14 protein-coding genes are annotated in these 16,620 nt (G+C 59.7%); 7 read left to right on the top strand and 7 right to left on the bottom strand.

Features of this window, described 5'->3' with window-relative positions; all coding sequences use genetic code 11:
• Positions 1-12: 12 nt before the first annotated feature.
• Positions 13-831 carry a MaoC family dehydratase N-terminal domain-containing protein gene (locus tag DK870_RS02895; RefSeq protein ID WP_161547850.1) on the bottom strand — a complete coding sequence of 273 codons (819 nt, stop codon included), beginning with the start codon at positions 829-831 and terminating at the stop codon, positions 13-15.
• A gap of 131 nt (positions 832-962) precedes the next feature.
• On the opposite strand from DK870_RS02895, the gene DK870_RS02890 reads away from it, so the two are divergent.
• The gene (locus DK870_RS02890) at positions 963-1,853 is read left to right on the top strand and encodes a LysR family transcriptional regulator (protein WP_060752651.1); all 891 of its coding nucleotides are present in this window, start codon (positions 963-965) and stop codon (positions 1,851-1,853) included.
• Between the two features lie 31 nt (positions 1,854-1,884).
• Positions 1,885-2,367, top strand: coding sequence for a GFA family protein (locus tag DK870_RS02885; protein ID WP_161547849.1), 483 nt, complete (start codon positions 1,885-1,887; stop codon positions 2,365-2,367).
• 24 nt (positions 2,368-2,391) lie between these two features.
• Here DK870_RS02885 and DK870_RS02880 read toward each other — a convergent pair whose 3' ends face one another.
• The gene (locus DK870_RS02880; protein ID WP_161547848.1) at positions 2,392-2,898 is read right to left on the bottom strand and encodes a hypothetical protein; all 507 of its coding nucleotides are present in this window, start codon (positions 2,896-2,898) and stop codon (positions 2,392-2,394) included.
• Positions 2,895-5,288: a hypothetical protein gene (locus DK870_RS02875; protein WP_161547847.1), complete on the bottom strand. Its 2,394-nt coding sequence runs from the start codon at positions 5,286-5,288 to the stop codon at positions 2,895-2,897. Before DK870_RS02875 ends, DK870_RS02880 begins: the two co-directional genes overlap by 4 nt.
• Between DK870_RS02875 and DK870_RS02870 the strand changes: the two genes are divergently transcribed.
• Entirely contained in the window at positions 5,226-7,049 is a 1,824-nt protein-coding gene (locus tag DK870_RS02870) for a serine hydrolase (RefSeq protein ID WP_161547846.1), read from the top strand. The genes DK870_RS02875 and DK870_RS02870 overlap by 63 nt on opposite strands.
• A gap of 18 nt (positions 7,050-7,067) precedes the next feature.
• Entirely contained in the window at positions 7,068-7,859 is a 792-nt protein-coding gene (locus DK870_RS02865) for a MipA/OmpV family protein (protein ID WP_060752647.1), read from the top strand.
• Between the two features lie 55 nt (positions 7,860-7,914).
• Here DK870_RS02865 and DK870_RS02860 read toward each other — a convergent pair whose 3' ends face one another.
• Both DK870_RS02860 and DK870_RS02855 read right to left on the bottom strand, forming a co-directional pair.
• Positions 7,915-9,192 (bottom strand): ATP-binding protein, encoded by a 1,278-nt coding sequence (locus tag DK870_RS02860; protein WP_060752646.1) that lies wholly within the window; start codon positions 9,190-9,192, stop codon positions 7,915-7,917.
• Positions 9,193-9,900 carry a winged helix-turn-helix domain-containing protein gene (locus tag DK870_RS02855; RefSeq protein WP_161547845.1) on the bottom strand — a complete coding sequence of 236 codons (708 nt, stop codon included), beginning with the start codon at positions 9,898-9,900 and terminating at the stop codon, positions 9,193-9,195. It lies immediately after the preceding gene.
• Positions 9,901-10,057: 157 nt separating this feature from the next.
• Between DK870_RS02855 and DK870_RS02850 the strand changes: the two genes are divergently transcribed.
• Entirely contained in the window at positions 10,058-11,257 is a 1,200-nt protein-coding gene (locus DK870_RS02850) for an MFS transporter (protein WP_161547844.1), read from the top strand.
• Here DK870_RS02850 and DK870_RS02845 read toward each other — a convergent pair.
• Positions 11,213-11,815: a tRNA-(ms[2]io[6]A)-hydroxylase gene (locus DK870_RS02845; RefSeq protein WP_060752643.1), complete on the bottom strand. Its 603-nt coding sequence runs from the start codon at positions 11,813-11,815 to the stop codon at positions 11,213-11,215. The genes DK870_RS02850 and DK870_RS02845 overlap by 45 nt on opposite strands.
• Before the next feature lie 151 nt (positions 11,816-11,966).
• Between DK870_RS02845 and DK870_RS02840 the strand changes: the two genes are divergently transcribed.
• Positions 11,967-12,830, top strand: a complete 864-nt coding sequence (locus DK870_RS02840) for a universal stress protein (protein WP_104993959.1) — start codon at positions 11,967-11,969, stop codon at positions 12,828-12,830.
• A 112-nt stretch (positions 12,831-12,942) separates the two neighbouring features.
• On the opposite strand, the gene DK870_RS02835 is transcribed toward DK870_RS02840, so the two are convergent.
• Positions 12,943-13,416, bottom strand: coding sequence for a DUF1289 domain-containing protein (locus DK870_RS02835; protein WP_104993960.1), 474 nt, complete (start codon positions 13,414-13,416; stop codon positions 12,943-12,945).
• A 398-nt stretch (positions 13,417-13,814) separates the two neighbouring features.
• On the opposite strand from DK870_RS02835, the gene acnB reads away from it, so the two are divergent.
• Positions 13,815-16,424, top strand: a complete 2,610-nt coding sequence (gene acnB / locus DK870_RS02830; RefSeq protein ID WP_060752641.1) for a bifunctional aconitate hydratase 2/2-methylisocitrate dehydratase — start codon at positions 13,815-13,817, stop codon at positions 16,422-16,424.
• The last annotated feature ends 196 nt before the right edge of the window (positions 16,425-16,620 follow it).

The raw sequence follows: 16,620 nt of genomic DNA, 5'->3' as shown, positions 1-16,620 counted from the left end.
GTTGTTCTGGGGTTATTCGAAGTGCACTTGGGCTTGTTGCGCCAGGCCACCGGCGTTACCGGCCCACAGTTCGGCAACACCGTCCGAGGTGATACGACCGCCCACTTCAAACGGTTGCGGTGCAATCAACGGGCGCACGCCACGGTAGGCAAAACGGCGCAACCGGGCTTCAGGGTGGGCACGACAAAAGGCACGCAGGCTCAGGGTGGCGATCAATGGCCCATGCACCACCAACCCCGGATAACCCTCGGTGCCGGTGACATAGGGGTAGTCGTAGTGAATGCGGTGGCCGTTGAAGGTCACGGCGCTGTAGCGAAACAACAAAGTGGGGGTCGGCTCGACGGCTTCACGCCACTCGCTGAGGGGCAGTGCCTCACCGCCGCCCTGCTTGGGTGGCGTGGGTTCGCGGTAGACGATGTCCTGTTCTTCGCGGATCGCCAGGCGACCGTCCTGGGAATAGTCATGACGCACGGTGACAAACAGCAGCGAGCCGGTGCGGCCGGCCTTCTCTTCTACGGCAGTGATCGTGGACACGCGAGTGGCTGCCGCACCGGCCCGCAACGCCTGCACAAATTCAATGCGGCCACCGGCCCACATGCGATTGCGGTTATCCGCCGGCGGCAGGAACCCGCCACGGGCCGGGTGGCCATCAGTGCCCAGTGCCGCTTCCGGCAGTGGATCCTGAAAAAAGCACCACTGCCACAACGGCGCAATCGCTTCGCCATCGCTCGGCACCTCTTCACCGAACGTCGCGGCAATACGCTTGAGCAGGTTGTGGCTCAGGAGGTCGTGCGTGGTTTCACTTCGGCCGATCCAATCAGTGGCACTCATGGGGTCCAGGTCCTCGGGCAGTGGGTGTCTGCCCCGGATCATGCAAGCCCTCATCCGTTCTGAGAATTTGCATTTCAATAAACCAGCGTTCGGTTATGCTGAACGCCGCCATTCTGCTCCCGGAGTTTTGCATGCACTTCGACCTGGCCGACCTGCGCCTGTTTATCCATATCGCTGAATCCCCCAGCCTGACCCAGGGCGCCAAGCGTGCGTTCCTCTCGCCGGCCGCTGCCAGTGCGCGGATCAAGGCCCTGGAAAGCCAGCTCGACACGCGCCTGCTGTACCGCGACAGCCGTGGCGTGGAAATCACCCCGGCGGGCGCACGCCTGCTGCACCATGCGCGGCTGATCATGCGCCAGGTGGACTACCTGAAAAGCGAATTCACCCAATACGGCGCGGATTCGGCCGGGCATATCCGCATCTTCGCCAATACCACGGCGGTCACCGAGTTTCTGCCGGAGGTGCTGGCGGGGTTCCTGTCGCAGCGCCCCGGCGTCACGGTCGACCTGCAAGAGCGCCTGTCCCGGGATATCGTGCGCGGCGTGCTGGATGGCACCAGCGATATGGGCATCATTGCCGGCCCCGTGGAAGCGGCAGGCTTGCAGGTATTGCATTTCAGCACCGATGAACTGGTGTTGATGGTACCCGTCGATCACCCGTTAGCCGGTCAAGCGTCAGTGACGCTGGAACAGACCCTCGCCTATCAGCACATTGGCTTGCATGAGGGCAGCACGTTGCTGAGCTTTCTGCGCGAACACGTCGACCGGCTCGGCAAACAGCTGTCGCTGCGTATTCAGGTCTCGAGCTTCGAGGCGATCTGCCGAATGGTCGAGGCCGGCGTGGGCATTGGCATCATCCCCGAATCCGCCGCCGTGCGGCACAGCCGCACCATGCAACTGGTGGCGGTCAAGCTCCAGGAGCCGTGGGCCATTCGCGAGCGCAGTATCCTGGTGCGGGAACTGGACGCGTTGCCTGGGACCATTCGCGCATTGATCGCTACCTTGATGCCGAAAACCGCCTAAGCTGAACAGTCACCTTGCCAAGGAGACTCCCATGCAGCTAGAAGGATCCTGCCATTGCGGCGCTGTCACCTTCAGTTTGAACAGCGCCCACCCTTACCCCTACCAGCGTTGCTATTGCTCGATCTGCCGCAAGACCCAGGGCGGCGGTGGCTACGCGATCAACCTCGGTGGCGACGCCAAGAGTCTCAAGGTACAGGGGCGCAAGCAGATTTCGATCTACCACGCCAAGCTCAAACCAGAAGGCGCCAGCCGTGCCCACGCCAGCACCGCCGAGCGGCATTTCTGTTCGCAATGCGGCAGCGCCCTATGGCTGTTCAGCCCGGAATGGCCAGAGCTGATCCACCCGTTCGCGTCAGCCATCGACACACCACTGCCAGTGCCGCCGGAACATACGCACTTGATGCTGGGGTCCAAGGCACCGTGGGTGGAGGTAACGGTGCGCAAGGGGGATTTGCAGTTTGATGAGTATCCTGAGGAGTCGATTGCTCAGTGGCATGAGCGGTTGGGGTTGTAGTGGCTCGCCCAATCGTAGGCCACTTTAATGAGGCGGAAATAAGAGCCCTTCTTTCGTCCTAACCACATCGTCTGCAACATCAGTTATCACCTGACTCGCGAGCGTTTTATCACCAAAAGAATTAGAGTTACATGTAAACGTATCTTCATACGTAAAAGCACTTCCTGCCATCCGCACGTTCAAAAAAGCTCGCGCACCAAGGGTTTCTTGCGGAACACCAAAAACATACAAATAACCACCATTCTCAAAACCAAAAAAAGTAATATATGTATTTAAGTCCAGCCACCTGTACAACTTCCTCCCCTGCCTGAATTTAACCTCCAACTCCGTTCCCAAAAGCTCACCAAATCGATAATAAACGTCAACCTTGTTGTTCCCGGAGCAAATCGACACAAGCTTTCCTTTTGTCGTTTCACATGACGCAATCTTCGTTTCAGCTAATGCACACAAGCTATTTTCCTCGCCTTGAACCGGCGACGGACAATACAAAAGGCAAAGTAAAAATCCACTTACACCGATTCTAGTATTCAATTGAGCACCCTTTCAGCCAAAATGTAAGCAGACTTTCTCTCCGTCAACCCCGTTGCCCCGCCATTTACAATGCGAGTGACATCATTCACATCGAGAACTCCACGCCCGTGGATCTCGGAGTAAGGAGCCTTGTAGAGCCAAAACCACACTGCGCTTCTGATTGAGTTTAACGTCGAATTAATAAGTTCCGGACACCGAACTGTATCAGGCGAATCACCAGACCAATATTTATTAAAATCACGCATATAACCCTTATATTTTTCATAACCGGTGATTTGTATAAGCCCCCTTCCACGAAAATCATACCCATCACTTGGATGCCCTATCCTGTTCCCATTCAATCGTTGAAAGTGCTTGCGACCTATTTCTTTCTGATTCGCCCTGCGGACAATTCGCCCACTCGCGCCCTTCAAATGCCCATCCTGCTCTGCCTCCAAAGGATGCGCTCGATAATAGGCACTAAATGATTTAAGCACCGCCGGAGAATACTCCCAGCTTTCGGTCACCCCTTTCATAGACGCCCCCACCTCGCCCTTGATCTGGGCGAAAAAGTGCCGTTGCCTAAGCCGGGTGTCCAACTTGAACTCGGCCAATCGACCGTTTATTTCATTGAGTACTACCTCAATATCGGCATCGTCGGCCAAGGGAAATATTTGCTTTAGTTGTGCCGGAGTAATTGCCAATGGATTAGCCGCGCAGAACTGCCCCACCAACCCCACCGGATGAAAGTGAAACACCGCCCCATTCGCAGGCAGGCCAAGCTTCGGCGCCACCTCTTCCCACCAACACAGCGCATTGATCCGTTGTTTCTCCGCCAACCAGTTCAAGTGCGGTGTTGCGCCACTGTGGCCTAGCAACTCGTCCAACCCATCCCACTTGTTCGGCCGGGACCATTCGCTTTCGGTATGAATGATCAACCGTGAAATCGACTGTGCGTGAGCCGGCCGGCAAATGGCTGCCTGCAGCTCGGCAGCGGTGACCCGTCCATCGCGATTGCGGTCGATGATGTCGTAGAGACGGCTTTTTATGCGGCTTCTGTTGCCCTCGTCCGCCACGCGAGCAAACCGCGCAAGTTGAGCCTCGCTGAACCGTCCCAGGTCACGCCACAGCGCGGCAAGCGTGCCAAGGGAAGAGTCGAGGCTGTAGACAATGGAGTAGCCCTCCCACGACCACGGACTGACCCAGGGTGTCACCCCCACCTCTTCGCAGACCCAGCCATCAAGCGGATGGTTGTCGGCATCCATGAGCAACCCATCCAGGCGATACCATGTGCATTTCCTACCCAGGGCGCTGCTGATTTTGCTCTCGGGCGGCAAGCTGTCGAGCAACACTTTGGGCAGTAGCAAGTCAGCACCACTGGCCACGCCGGCAGTACCGGGAACGGGGCATTGCGCAACGCCAAAGCCCTCTTGATGGGGGACGACGACAGTGCCTGCCACCAGCTTGAGCCAAGTCTGTTCGTCGGCAGGCAACTGTTGCGCCCAAGCCCGGCTGGCGTCGATAAAGCCTTCGACGTCATCACCACTGAACACTTCCAGATGCAGTTTGCTTTCCGGGCGCTTTGTATCCGCGCAGTGATACAGCCCGATGTGCCCGACCAGATCGGCGGCCTTGATTGCGACAGGCGCTTGCAGCACAACCGCGCCATCCGTTGCCTCTTCAGGCCAGAAGGCGGGTCGAGCGTGCGTTGAGCCGTCGCGATAGAACATCCCCTCCTGCAGGTGCATATACAGGCTGTAGAAGGTCAGTCTGGGAGGCGTCTGTGAGTGACCTGCGATGGTCGGCGGCGCAAGACGATGGCGCACCAGCACAAAGTTGCGCGAGAACGGTTTTGCCACGCACTGGTCGTCATCCACGTAAGTAGTACTGGGTGAATGCTCATCGATGCGGTAAGCCACGACCTCACCGTCTGCCAGACAGTAGACCGCCGACTGGTCCAGCAGGGCTGCGGTGCCGCTGTCAAAATGCACGCCGCCATGCCACAGGGCATTGCGTCCTATGGGGTAATAACCCGCGCCGGCATGGGCCAGTTGGGTCAACTGCGACAACGGGTGGCTTTGATCCTTGAACGGGTGGCTCCAGCGTGTAGCGTCCATGGCGGGTGTCGCTCCTGATTTCACAAGAGCGCTGAGATTAAAGTCTGAATATCCTCTGGAAATGCCGGAAAACTTCCCTTTTTCAGCAAGGGGCTTCCCTGATTCTGCCTTGAGATTTCCTGGCGCCTGATCTTTAACAGTCTTTGACAGTTTCTCGACAAAGCTGTCAAAGATTATCGGCCGCCACCGCCCTAGCATTTGAGCATCCAAACCACCATTCGGGTGTTCTTCATGTTTCGCACATTGCGCAGTATTCCTCTGCTGGGTTGCCTGCTGAGCAGTATCGGTTGCCATGGGCAACCCCCTGCTCCGCCGCCGATTCAAAAGGGTGATTACGGTGCAATCATCCGTTACCTGCAAACCCGAATTCCCCAGGACATGGCCCGAGATAACGTGGCGGGATTGTCGATTGCGTTGGTCAATGGCCAGGAATTGCTCTGGACCCGTGGCTTCGGCATGGCGGACAAGGCGCGCGGCGTACCGGTTACACGTAACACGGCATTTCGCGCCGGGGGCATCTCCAAACTGCTGACCACCACGGCGGCGTTGCAATTGGTGGAGCAGCAACGTCTGGCGCTGGATGCGCCGATCCAGCAAACCCTGCGCGAGTTTTACGTGCGTTCGCGTTTTCATACCGACCAGACTGCGGCTGACCGCGATATCACCTTGCGTCGCTTGCTCAGCCACCAGTCCGGCCTGCCCAGCGAGCACCTGCGCGACCTGCGCAGTACCTATGCGATGGGCCAGATGCCCATGCGTGTGTCGGGTGTGTGGCTGAGCAGCCCGCCGGGCTCTCAGGTGGCCTATTCCAACCTCGGCTACGCCTTGGTCGGCGCGGCCATTGAGCGCAGCACCGGCAAAAGCTTCGAGGCTCAGCTACAAAGCAGCCTGCTCAAGCCGTTGGCGATGGACCAGTCCAGCTTCGTCGGCACCGGCGCACAGCTGGGTTATCGCGCCATGGGCTACGAAGACGGCCAGGCCAGCACCGATGCGCAGGTGCGTGACCTCGCGGCCACCGGGCTGTGGGCCAGCCCGAAAGACCTCAGCCACTACGTGCAGATGCTGTTCGCCCAAGGCACCTATAAAGGCAGACAAGTGCTGAGTAACGCGTCCATCGAGGCGATGTTCACCCAGCAAAACACCGGCAACGCCCTGGACTTCGATTGCCAGATGGGCCTGGGCTGGTTTCTGGCGCCTTGTGGGGATGAGCCGGTCGGCCCCGGCATTCGGACCTATCAGCACAGCGGCGGTGGCGATGATTTTGCCGCCCAATTGAGCGTGCTGCCTGATCAGCAGTTGGCGGTGATCATCATGGCCAATGACAGCAATGCCGAGGACATGGTGGTGTCGCTGTCCACCGACGCGCTGCGCTTGATGCTCCAGGCACAAACCGGCACGCCAGTGTGCAGCGGCGACTGCCAGCCCCCCAGCCACGGGTTGAAGCTGCGCCAGGTGCCGGCGGCCGTGGACCGTAAACGCCTGGCCGGGTTTTATGCGACGGCCTGGGGCGTGCTGCGCCTCAAGGACGATAAAAATCGGCTGTCCGGCGAACTGGCCGGTTTTGACTTTGAATTGGTACGTGACGAGCACGGCTGGTTGCGCGCACAGAAAAAAGTCCTCGGGTTCTGGCTCAAGGATCTCGGCGAATTGGGCCGCGTGCAGCTGGATGTGGTGACCGTACAAGGCCGCCAGATGCTCACTGCCCGCAGCCATGGCCAACGCATCGCCATCGGTGAGCGCGTCGACCCGCCGCCGCTGCCCCTGGCCTGGGCCGACACCATCGGCACCTATCACGTGCTCAACACCCATGAGCCGAACGCGCCGCTGAGCGGCATCAGCGTACGCCTGGAAGAAGGTTTCCTGGTATTGCGCGGCCAACTGCATGGCGAGCCGCTGACCGACTACATCCTATTGCCCGTCGACAACGCCCACGCGGTACTGGCCGGTAATGGCTATGGCCTGGGCGACACCGTCAGCCGTCAGGTCAATGGCCTCAGCGCTTCGGGTTACTCCTTCAAACGCACCCAAGCACCACACAAACCTCTGAATCTCTAACCAAGGAAGAACGCCTCAATGCGCTCAAATCACCTTTGCCTGTCCCTCACCTCGGTATGCCTGTTCGCCGCCGCCGACAGCGCCATTGCCGAAGACTGGCAATACAGCCTCAAGCTCGGCGTCAGCAACGCGCCCCGCTACAGCGGGAGTGACGAACGCCGGACCGGGCCGGAACTGGGCGGCAAAATTGTCAGCCCCTGGGGGATTTTCCTCGACACCGGCAAGGGCCTGGGATGGCGCTACGAAGGCGACGCGGCAAGCTTCAGCGCATATGTCGGTGCCAGCGGTTCACGCAAGGACAAAAATGAAACCCTGCATGCCGGCTCCAAACGCCTCAAAGGCATGGGCGAGATCAAGTCACGCCCGCAACTGGGGGTGAGCGCCAGCTATAAACTCGGCGGCGTGATTGTCGGCGCGACGCTGGAACACGCCCTCAAGGAAAATGACCACAAGGATACCGGCAAGGCCTTCACCCACCTGGAGTTGAGCTTGGGCACCAATCTCTACAAAGGCCGCTTTGGTTCCGTCGACGCCACCCTGAGCAGCCACTTTGGTGACCGTAACTACCTGCAGACCTGGTACGGTGTGACCACGGGTCAGGCGGCGCAAAGCCGCTTCAAGGAATACAAGGCCGGAGCCGGCAACATCAGCAATGGCATGAACCTGGCGTGGAGCCTGCCGATCAGCGAAAACACCCGGTTCTCGACCTTGCTGGACGTGCAGTACCTGGCGGATGAGGCGGGCAAGAGCCCGATTGTGGAGCGACGGTTGCAGACGTCGGTGATGGGGATGGTGGAATACACCTTCTGATCCGACCATACAATTAGAACGCAGGAGCGAGCTTGCTCGCTCCTACAAGAGACTGCTACTCGGCATACGCCCACGTCATCCGAAACAACGCCCCGCCCCACTCCGAGTCCAGCACTTCGACCTGGCCGCCATGCCATTGGCTGACCCGCTGCACCAACGCCAGGCCGAGGCCGAAGCCACCGGTGCGGCGGTCGCGGCTGGAGTCCAGGCGCATGAAGGGTTCGAAGATCTTCGCCCGGCCCTCCAGCGGTACGCCGGGCCCGTCATCGCTGACCCGTACTTCGTAACCCGTGCCGAACTTGACCAGCGACACCTCCACGCGGCGCTCGGCATAACGGATGGCGTTGCGCAGCAGGTTGATCACCGCCCGCGCCATGAAGCGCGGTTCGATCTGGATAACGTCGACTTCACAGGTACGCAACGACAGCTGCACACCGGCCGCTTCCGCTTCGAGGGCCACGCTGCCGATGACACTGTCGAGCCAGCTATGGGCCTCGATGCTTTCCCGGGTGACCTGCGTAGCGCCACGCTCCAGGCTGGCGTAGGTGAGCAATTCGGAGACCATCTCCTCCAACTCGCCCAGGTCGGCGTACATGTCATTGATCAACTCACGGCTCTGGCGCGGGTCGGCCTGTTGCTTGAGTTGATCGAGCTCGAACGATAAGCGCGCAATCGGCGTACGCAACTCGTGGGACACGGCGTTGGTCAGTTCGCGCTGGTTGGCGATCAGGCTTTCGATACGCTCGGCCATCTGGTTGAAGTGCCCGGCCAGTTCGCGCACGGTGGACCGGCGCGGCAGCAGGATGCGCGAGCCAAGCTCGTTATCGCCAAAGCGTTGCGCGGCCAAGCGGATATGCTCCAGGTCACGCCAGTGCGGGCGCACCCAGAAATACAGCACCACGGCCAGGCACAGGCCAAGAAAACCGTAGGCCCACAGGTACAGCCACTTGGGTTCTTCCGGCAGCTTGATTTCCAACAGCTGCGGGCCACCGTCGATGCTGGAGATGAACTCCATGAAGTCGCCGCGAACCACCAGCTGGCCGGCGCGCAGCAGATTTTTTTCGCGCTCGTTCAACGCCAGTGTGTCGCTCTGGACCAGCTTGAGCCGCAAACCGTAATGCGGTTGCAACTCGGCCAGCCGAGCTTCGCGCGCCGGCCCTTGCAGCGTGCGCAGTTGCTCCACCAAGGCATAAGCCGGGCCGCGCAACGCTTCGCGGTTGTAGACTTCGTTGGTTTCAGGCGTCAACTCATCGAAGGTGTAGTTGACCAGCCAGATCGCCCCCGCCAGACCCAGCGCCAGGATCACATACAGGCGCAGAAACAGCCGCAGCATCTAAACCTCCCACGCGAAAGGATTGAACAGGTAGCCTTTGCCCCAGATGGTCTTGATGCACACCGGTTCACGGGGGTTATCGTTGAGTTTGCTGCGTAATTTACTGATGTAGACGTCGACGCTGCGGTTGAGGCCGTCGAAGGCAATACCGCGCATGCGGTTGAGGATGTCATCGCGCGAGAGGATCTTTCCCGAATTGCTGGCCAGCAACCACAGCAATTCGAACTCCATGGTCGTCAGGTCGATGGTTTCCCCTCCCAGGCTGACCACCCGGCAACTACGGTCAATCGACAGGTGGCCGAATTCGAGGGAGCCGCGAACGGTGGGCTCGGGCACTTGTCGGCGTTGCAGGGCACGCAGGCGTGCGAGCAAAACCGGCGGCTTGATCGGCTTGATCACATAGTCATCAGCGCCGGACTCCAGGCCCAGGATGTGGTCCAGGTCATCTTCCTTGGCGGTGAGGATCACGATCGGCGTGTCAGACACGTTACGAATCTCACGACACACATACAGGCCGCTCTGGCCCGGCAGCATCAGGTCGAGCACGACGATCTTCGGCTTGAAGTCCAGGAACGCCGCCAGGGCTTTATCGCCCCGGTGCACCACCCGCACCTCGAAACCGTGCTGCGCCAGAAAATGCGCAATCAGCCCCGCCAGTTTTTCATCGTCCTCAACGAGCAGAACTTTGCCCAGCCCCAGGTTTTCCATAAATTCTCAGTGTACAAACGCCGATTGAAGTGCAGCCATTATAGGTGGCAAGCTGTTCGACTGAAGCATCTGGCCATGACGCCCCAACGAAGCTTCATGCTTTTAAGAGTTTTTAACAAATAGCCTGCAATCTTTAACGCCATCCACAGGGAGTTGTATGCGCAAGGATTACCTGGCGTTCTTCGTTTCGCTGTTCCTGTCGCGGCTGGCAGACCAGATTCTATTGTTCATCGTGCCCCTGATCGTATTTCAGACCACCCAGAGCGTGGCCTGGGCGGGCTTTGCATTTTTTGTCGAATCGTTACCGCGTTACCTGGCCTTCCCGGTATGCGGTGCCCTGTGCGACAAGTTCCCTGCCGTGCGCATCCTGCATATCAGCCAGGTCTACCGGGCGCTGGCCTGTGCCGTCACAGTAGGGCTGTACGCGTTATTCGACGGTATCTACTGGATCGTGCTGCTGTCGGCGTTATGCGGGGTATTGACCACCCAGGGCATCATGGCGCGGGAAGTGCTGATGCCGCATATTTTCAAACACTACACCTACGCCAAGACCCTCTCCTATTCACAGATCGCCGACCAGAGCGGCCTGGTGCTGGGCCCATTGGCGGCCGCGCTGCTCCTGGAAATCTGGGCCTGGCATTGGGTGGTGCTGGGGGTTGCCGGGTTGTTCTGGCTGGCGGACCTGGCCATGCGGATCTGGCGGCGCACCAGCGCGGTAGACCTGCAAACCTTCGAGCAACATCCGGATATCTGGCTGCAACCGTTGCGCATCGCGTTCGGGCATATCCGCAACCGGGTGGAATTAAGGCGGATCATTACCCTGGCGGTGGGCGTGAACCTGATCATCGGCGTGACGCTCGCCACCTCGGCGGCGCTGGTCACCGGCCAGTTCGACGCCGGCAAGGATGCGTATGCGTTGCTGCAAGCATTCGGGGCGTTGGTGACGATCGGCATTCTGTTTTACCTGGCGCGGGCCGACCTGCCGTTTAGGGTACTGGGCGGTCTGTCGTATTCGATGATCGGCATCGGGGCAATGATCATGGCCGTCAGCCCAAGCGTATGGCTGTACGCCGTGGGCTTTCTGCTGGTCACCGGTTTCGACAAGATGTTCAACGTCTACCTGCGCAGCACCCGTCAGCGGGTCATTCCGGTCCAGGATTTCGGCAAGACAGTCGGCGTGATCACACTGCTCAACAATCTGGCGCAACCCTTGGCGGGCCTGGCGATTGCGCTACTGGCCGCGCCCTGGGGCACGCAAACGGTGATCCTGCTGTTGGCGGGCGTCGCCGCGCTGATCGGCACGGCGGTCGCTTCAGGCTGGCACGCCACTGTGAAAGCGGAACTCGACGTCGGGTGACTCGATCAGTTCCTGCTCGGCTGCCCTCACCCGTTCGATCACCTGGGCAATATCCTTGGCGTCGCCATACTGATACGCCAGCTTCAAATAACCTTGAAAGTGCCGAGCTTCGCTTTTCAGCAAGCCGAAGTAGAACTTGCCGAGTTCTTCGTCCAAATGCGGCACCAGTGCTTCGAAACGCTCGCAACTGCGCGCTTCGATAAAGGCACCGACCACCAGGGTGTCCACCAGTTTGACCGGCTCGTGGCTGCGCACCACTTTACGCAACGCCGAGGCATAACGGCCGGCGTGCAGTTGGCGCAGTTCGACCTTGCGCTTTTTCATCAGGCGCATGACTTGTTCGTGATGCACCAGCTCTTCGCGGGCCAGGCGCGACATCATATTGATCAAGTCCACATGGCCGTGGTACTTGGCGATCAGGCTCAAGGCGGTACTGGCGGCTTTGAACTCGCAGTTCTTGTGGTCGATCAGCAGGGTTTCCTGATCGGCCAATGCGGCCTGGACCCAGGCGTCGGGGGTGCGGCAGCCGAGGAATTCGTGGATTTCGGGCAGGTTCATCGGGCTCACGGGCAAAAGGATCACAAAAGGCCGCCGATTATACCGACCACGCCGCAGACCACCAGTCACGGGCCTTGATGTGTATCAACATACCGCCTGACGGGCAGCAACTATAGTGGTTACATGCCCCCTCTTACTGGAGATCCCGATTATGCAAGCCATCCGCAGCATTTTGGTGGTCATCGAACCCGAACATTCGGAAAGCCTGGCCCTCAAGCGCGCCAAGCTGATCGCCGGGGTCACCGGCGCGCACCTGCATTTACTGGTGTGCGACAAGAAACACGAGCACTCGGCGCTGCTGAGCCTGCTCAAATCCGGTTTACAGGAAGACGGCTATAGCGTGACCACCGAGCAGGCGTGGAATGACAGCCTGCATGAAACCATCATCGACGTGCAGCAGGCCGAAGGCTGCGGCCTGGTGATCAAGCAACATTTCCCCGACAGCCCGCTGAAAAAAGCCTTGCTCACCCCGGCCGACTGGAAGCTGCTGCGTTATTGCCCGACGCCGGTGCTGCTGGTCAAGACTGCAACCCCGTGGGCCGGGCGGGTGATTCTGGCTGCCATCGACGTGGGCAATAACGACGGCGAGCACCGCGCCCTGCACAATACGATCATCGACCACGGCTTTGATATCGCCAGCCTGGCCAAGGCGCAGTTGCATGTGATCAGCGCCCATCCGTCGCCGATGTTGTCGGCGGCGGACCCGACATTTCAGCTCAAGGAAACCATCGAGGCGCGTTATCGCGAACAATGCAAGGCGTTTCAGGCCGAGTTCGATGTGGACGATGCCCACCTGCATATCGAAGAAGGGCCGGCGGATGTGCTGATCCCCTTCGAGGCGCATAAGTTGCAAGCGGCGGTGACGATCATCGGCACCGTGGCGCGCACCGGGATTTCCGGAGCGCTGATCGGCAACACGGCGGAAGTGATACTCGACGCCGTGGAAAGCGATGTGCTGGTGCTCAAGCCCGGCACCCTGATGGATCAGTTGGAAGAACTGGCCAACAAAGCCTGACCTGCTCCCCCAGTCAATCAAGTGCAATTGTGGGAGGGGGCTTGCTCCCGATAGCGGTGGTTCAGTTACCTATGAGCTGACTGACCCGGCGCCATCGGGAGCAAGCCCCCTCTCACAGATGTAGTGACTCATCCCTCAGGAAATCCGGGGCGATGTAGCGCTGGTAGTGGGCTTCGGACAGGATGAAAAACTCACGATCAATGGCATCGCGCAGCTGCGGCAACGTCCAATCGCGGAATTCCGGCAGCAGCACCATGCCGTAAGCCTCCAGGTTGGAAATCACCCGCGCACCCCGGGCAATCAACTGGTAGGCCCAGCAATACTCGGACTGGTGCGGCACGAAGCGAATCTTGCGCCGCTCCAGTTGGCTGCGCAGCGTCTTGGGGTCGAACACTTCCAGCTTGCCGGCCATGACCTGCACCAACAACTGCTCCAGCCGCAGCCAGACCGCACGTTTTGCCTCTTCGTCATAGCCATTCCACTGCACCACTTCATGGTGGAAGCGCTTGCAGCCACGGCACACGAGATCGCCGTAAACCGTGGAGCACAGGCCGACGCACGGGGTCTTGATGGTTGAATTGGACATGGGCAACGGCACCCGGCTCAGCGGAACAATGGGCCATGTTAGCCCTTTGTCTAAGGTTGATCACCCTGCAAACTTGGTCAGGCAACTTACCTTTAGATTTTTTTTGCCGTAGAATCATCCGGCCTTGTAAGGCGCCAATAATATCCGCTGGAAGCTGTTTTCAAAGCGTCACGAGCACAGTCGTTCCTTCAGAACGGTGTTGGCGCGTGTTATGACCCGGTAGGTCAAAGCCCGCGCCAACCCTCATCAGCTCCGTTCTGCAGGCGTAAAACTTTGAAAGCAGCTTCTGTGAGGAATGCCGGCAGCGCTGGCTTTGCGGCCCAAAAAGCCCCTGAGCGCATGCGTGCCGTTCATTTCTGGATGAGCGTCCCGTGGGACCACTGATGAGGGTAATAACTGTGCTTGAAGCCTACCGCAAACATATCGAAGAGCGCGCAGCACTGGGTATCGTTCCCCAGCCGCTTAACGCCGAACAAACCGCAGGCCTGGTCGAGCTGCTGAAAAATCCTCCGGCTGGCGAAGAAGAATTCCTCGTTGACCTGATCACCAACCGCATTCCACCAGGCGTTGACGAAGCTGCCTACGTCAAGGCCGGTTTCCTGTCTGCCCTGGCCAAGGGCGAAGCCACTTCCCCCCTGATCAGCAAGCAACGCGCTGTTGAACTGCTGGGCACCATGCAAGGCGGCTACAACATCGTGACCCTGGTCGAACTGCTGGACGATGCCACCCTGGCACCTGTCGCGGCCGACCAGCTCAAGCACACCCTGCTGATGTTCGATGCGTTCCACGACGTGTCCGAAAAAGCCAAGAACGGCAACGTGCATGCCAAGGCCGTGATCCAGTCCTGGGCCGACGGCGAATGGTTCAAGAACCGTCCGACCCTGGCCGACAAGATCAGCCTGCGCGTGTTCAAGGTCACCGGCGAAACCAACACCGACGACCTGTCCCCTGCCCCGGATGCCTGGTCCCGCCCTGATATCCCGCTGCACGCCCTGGCCATGCTGAAAATGGCCCGCGAAGGCATCGTACCGGACGAGCAAGGCAAGACCGGCCCGATGAAGCAGATCGAAGAAATGCGCGGCCAAGGCTTCCCGATCGCCTACGTGGGCGACGTGGTCGGCACCGGTTCGTCGCGTAAATCGGCAACCAACTCCGTACTGTGGTTCTTCGGCGACGACGTGCCTTACGTACCGAACAAGCGTGCCGGCGGCTTCTGCTTCGGCAGCAAGATCGCCCCGATCTTCTACAACACCATGGAAGATGCTGGCGCATTGCCGATCGAGTTCGACGTGTCCAACCTGAACATGGGCGACGTGATCGACCTGTACCCGCATGCCGGCAAAGTCTGCAAGCACGGTACCGACGAAGTCCTGGCCACCTTCGAAATGAAGACCCCGGTGCTGCTGGACGAAGTCCGCGCCGGCGGCCGTATCCCGCTGATCATCGGTCGTGGCCTCACTGAAAAGGCCCGTGCCGAACTGGGCCTCGGCCCTACCGACCTGTTCAAGCTGCCTGAAGCGCCTGTCGATACCGGCAAAGGCTACACCCTGGCACAGAAGATGGTCGGCAAGGCCTGCGGCCTGCCGGAAGGCAAAGGCGTTCGTCCAGGCACCTACTGCGAGCCGAAGATGACCACCGTGGGTTCCCAGGACACCACCGGTCCAATGACCCGTGACGAACTCAAAGACCTGGCGTGCCTGGGCTTCTCGACCGATCTGGTGATGCAGTCCTTCTGCCACACCGCGGCCTATCCAAAGCCGATCGACGTGACCACCCACCACACCCTGCCTGACTTCATCATGACCCGTGGCGGCGTATCGCTGCGCCCTGGCGACGGCATCATCCACAGCTGGCTGAACCGCATGCTGCTGCCGGATACCGTCGGTACCGGTGGTGACTCCCACACCCGCTTCCCGATGGGCATCTCGTTCCCGGCCGGTTCCGGCCTGGTTGCGTTCGCCGCCGCCACCGGCGTCATGCCGCTGGACATGCCGGAATCGATCCTGGTGCGCTTCAAAGGCAAAATGAAACCTGGCATCACCCTGCGTGACCTGGTTCATGCCATTCCTTACTACGCCATCCAGTCCGGCCTGCTGACCGTCGAGAAGAAAGGCAAGAAGAACGCCTTCTCCGGCCGCATCCTGGAGATCGAAGGCCTGAACGACCTGACGCTGGAACAGGCTTTCGAGCTGTCCGACGCCTCGGCCGAACGTTCGGCTGCCGGTTGCACCATCAAGCTGTCGAAAGAGTCCATCACCGAGTACCTGAACTCCAACATCACCCTGCTGCGTTGGATGATCGGCGAAGGCTACGGCGATGCGCGCACCCTGGAACGTCGCGCCCAAGCGATGGAAGCCTGGGTCGCCAACCCTGAACTGATGGAAGCCGATGCCGACGCGGAATACGCCGAAGTCATCGAGATCGACCTGAACGACATCAACGAGCCTATCCTCTGTGCACCGAACGACCCGGACGATGCCCGTCTGCTGTCGAGCGTTGCCGGCGAGAAGATCGACGAAGTGTTCATCGGTTCGTGCATGACCAACATCGGTCACTTCCGCGCTGCCGGTAAGCTGCTGGAACAGGTCAAGGGTCAGCTGCCAACCCGTCTGTGGCTGTCGCCGCCGACCAAGATGGACGCTCACCAACTGACCGAAGAAGGCTACTACGGCATCTACGGCAAGGCTGGCGCACGTATGGAAATGCCAGGCTGCTCGCTGTGCATGGGTAACCAGGCACGCGTAGAGCCGAACTCGACCGTGGTGTCGACCTCGACCCGTAACTTCCCGAACCGTCTGGGTGACGGCGCGAACGTCTACCTGGCTTCGGCTGAGCTGGCGGCAGTGGCTTCCACCCTGGGTCGCCTGCCGACCGTCGAAGAGTACATGGGTTACGCAGCGAAACTGGACACCATGGCCAGTGACGTATATCGCTACCTGAACTTCGACCAGATCGCCGAGTTCCGCAAGATCGCAGCAAGCGCCAACATTCCGGTAGTTCAAGCTTAACGGTATGTTGATGTAAAGGACGCCGCGCATCGCAAGATACGCGGCGTTTTTTTATGCCCGGAATATAAAAATGTGGGGGCTTTCCCTAATACCTGTCAGTTAAGACTTAACGCTGTCACTGTGGGAGGGGCGGTGCGACGATTCGACTTGCTCCCGATAGGCCGCGCAGCGGCCTCAAAAATGGGCCTGCTACGCA

It is taken from the genome of Pseudomonas sp. Q1 (genome assembly GCF_009935975.1).
In the GTDB taxonomy this organism is placed as follows: Bacteria; Pseudomonadota; Gammaproteobacteria; order Pseudomonadales; family Pseudomonadaceae; genus Aquipseudomonas; species Aquipseudomonas palleroniana.
The sequence above is the reverse complement of the archived record's forward strand: the minus strand, read 5'-3'. Positions and strand labels throughout refer to the sequence as shown.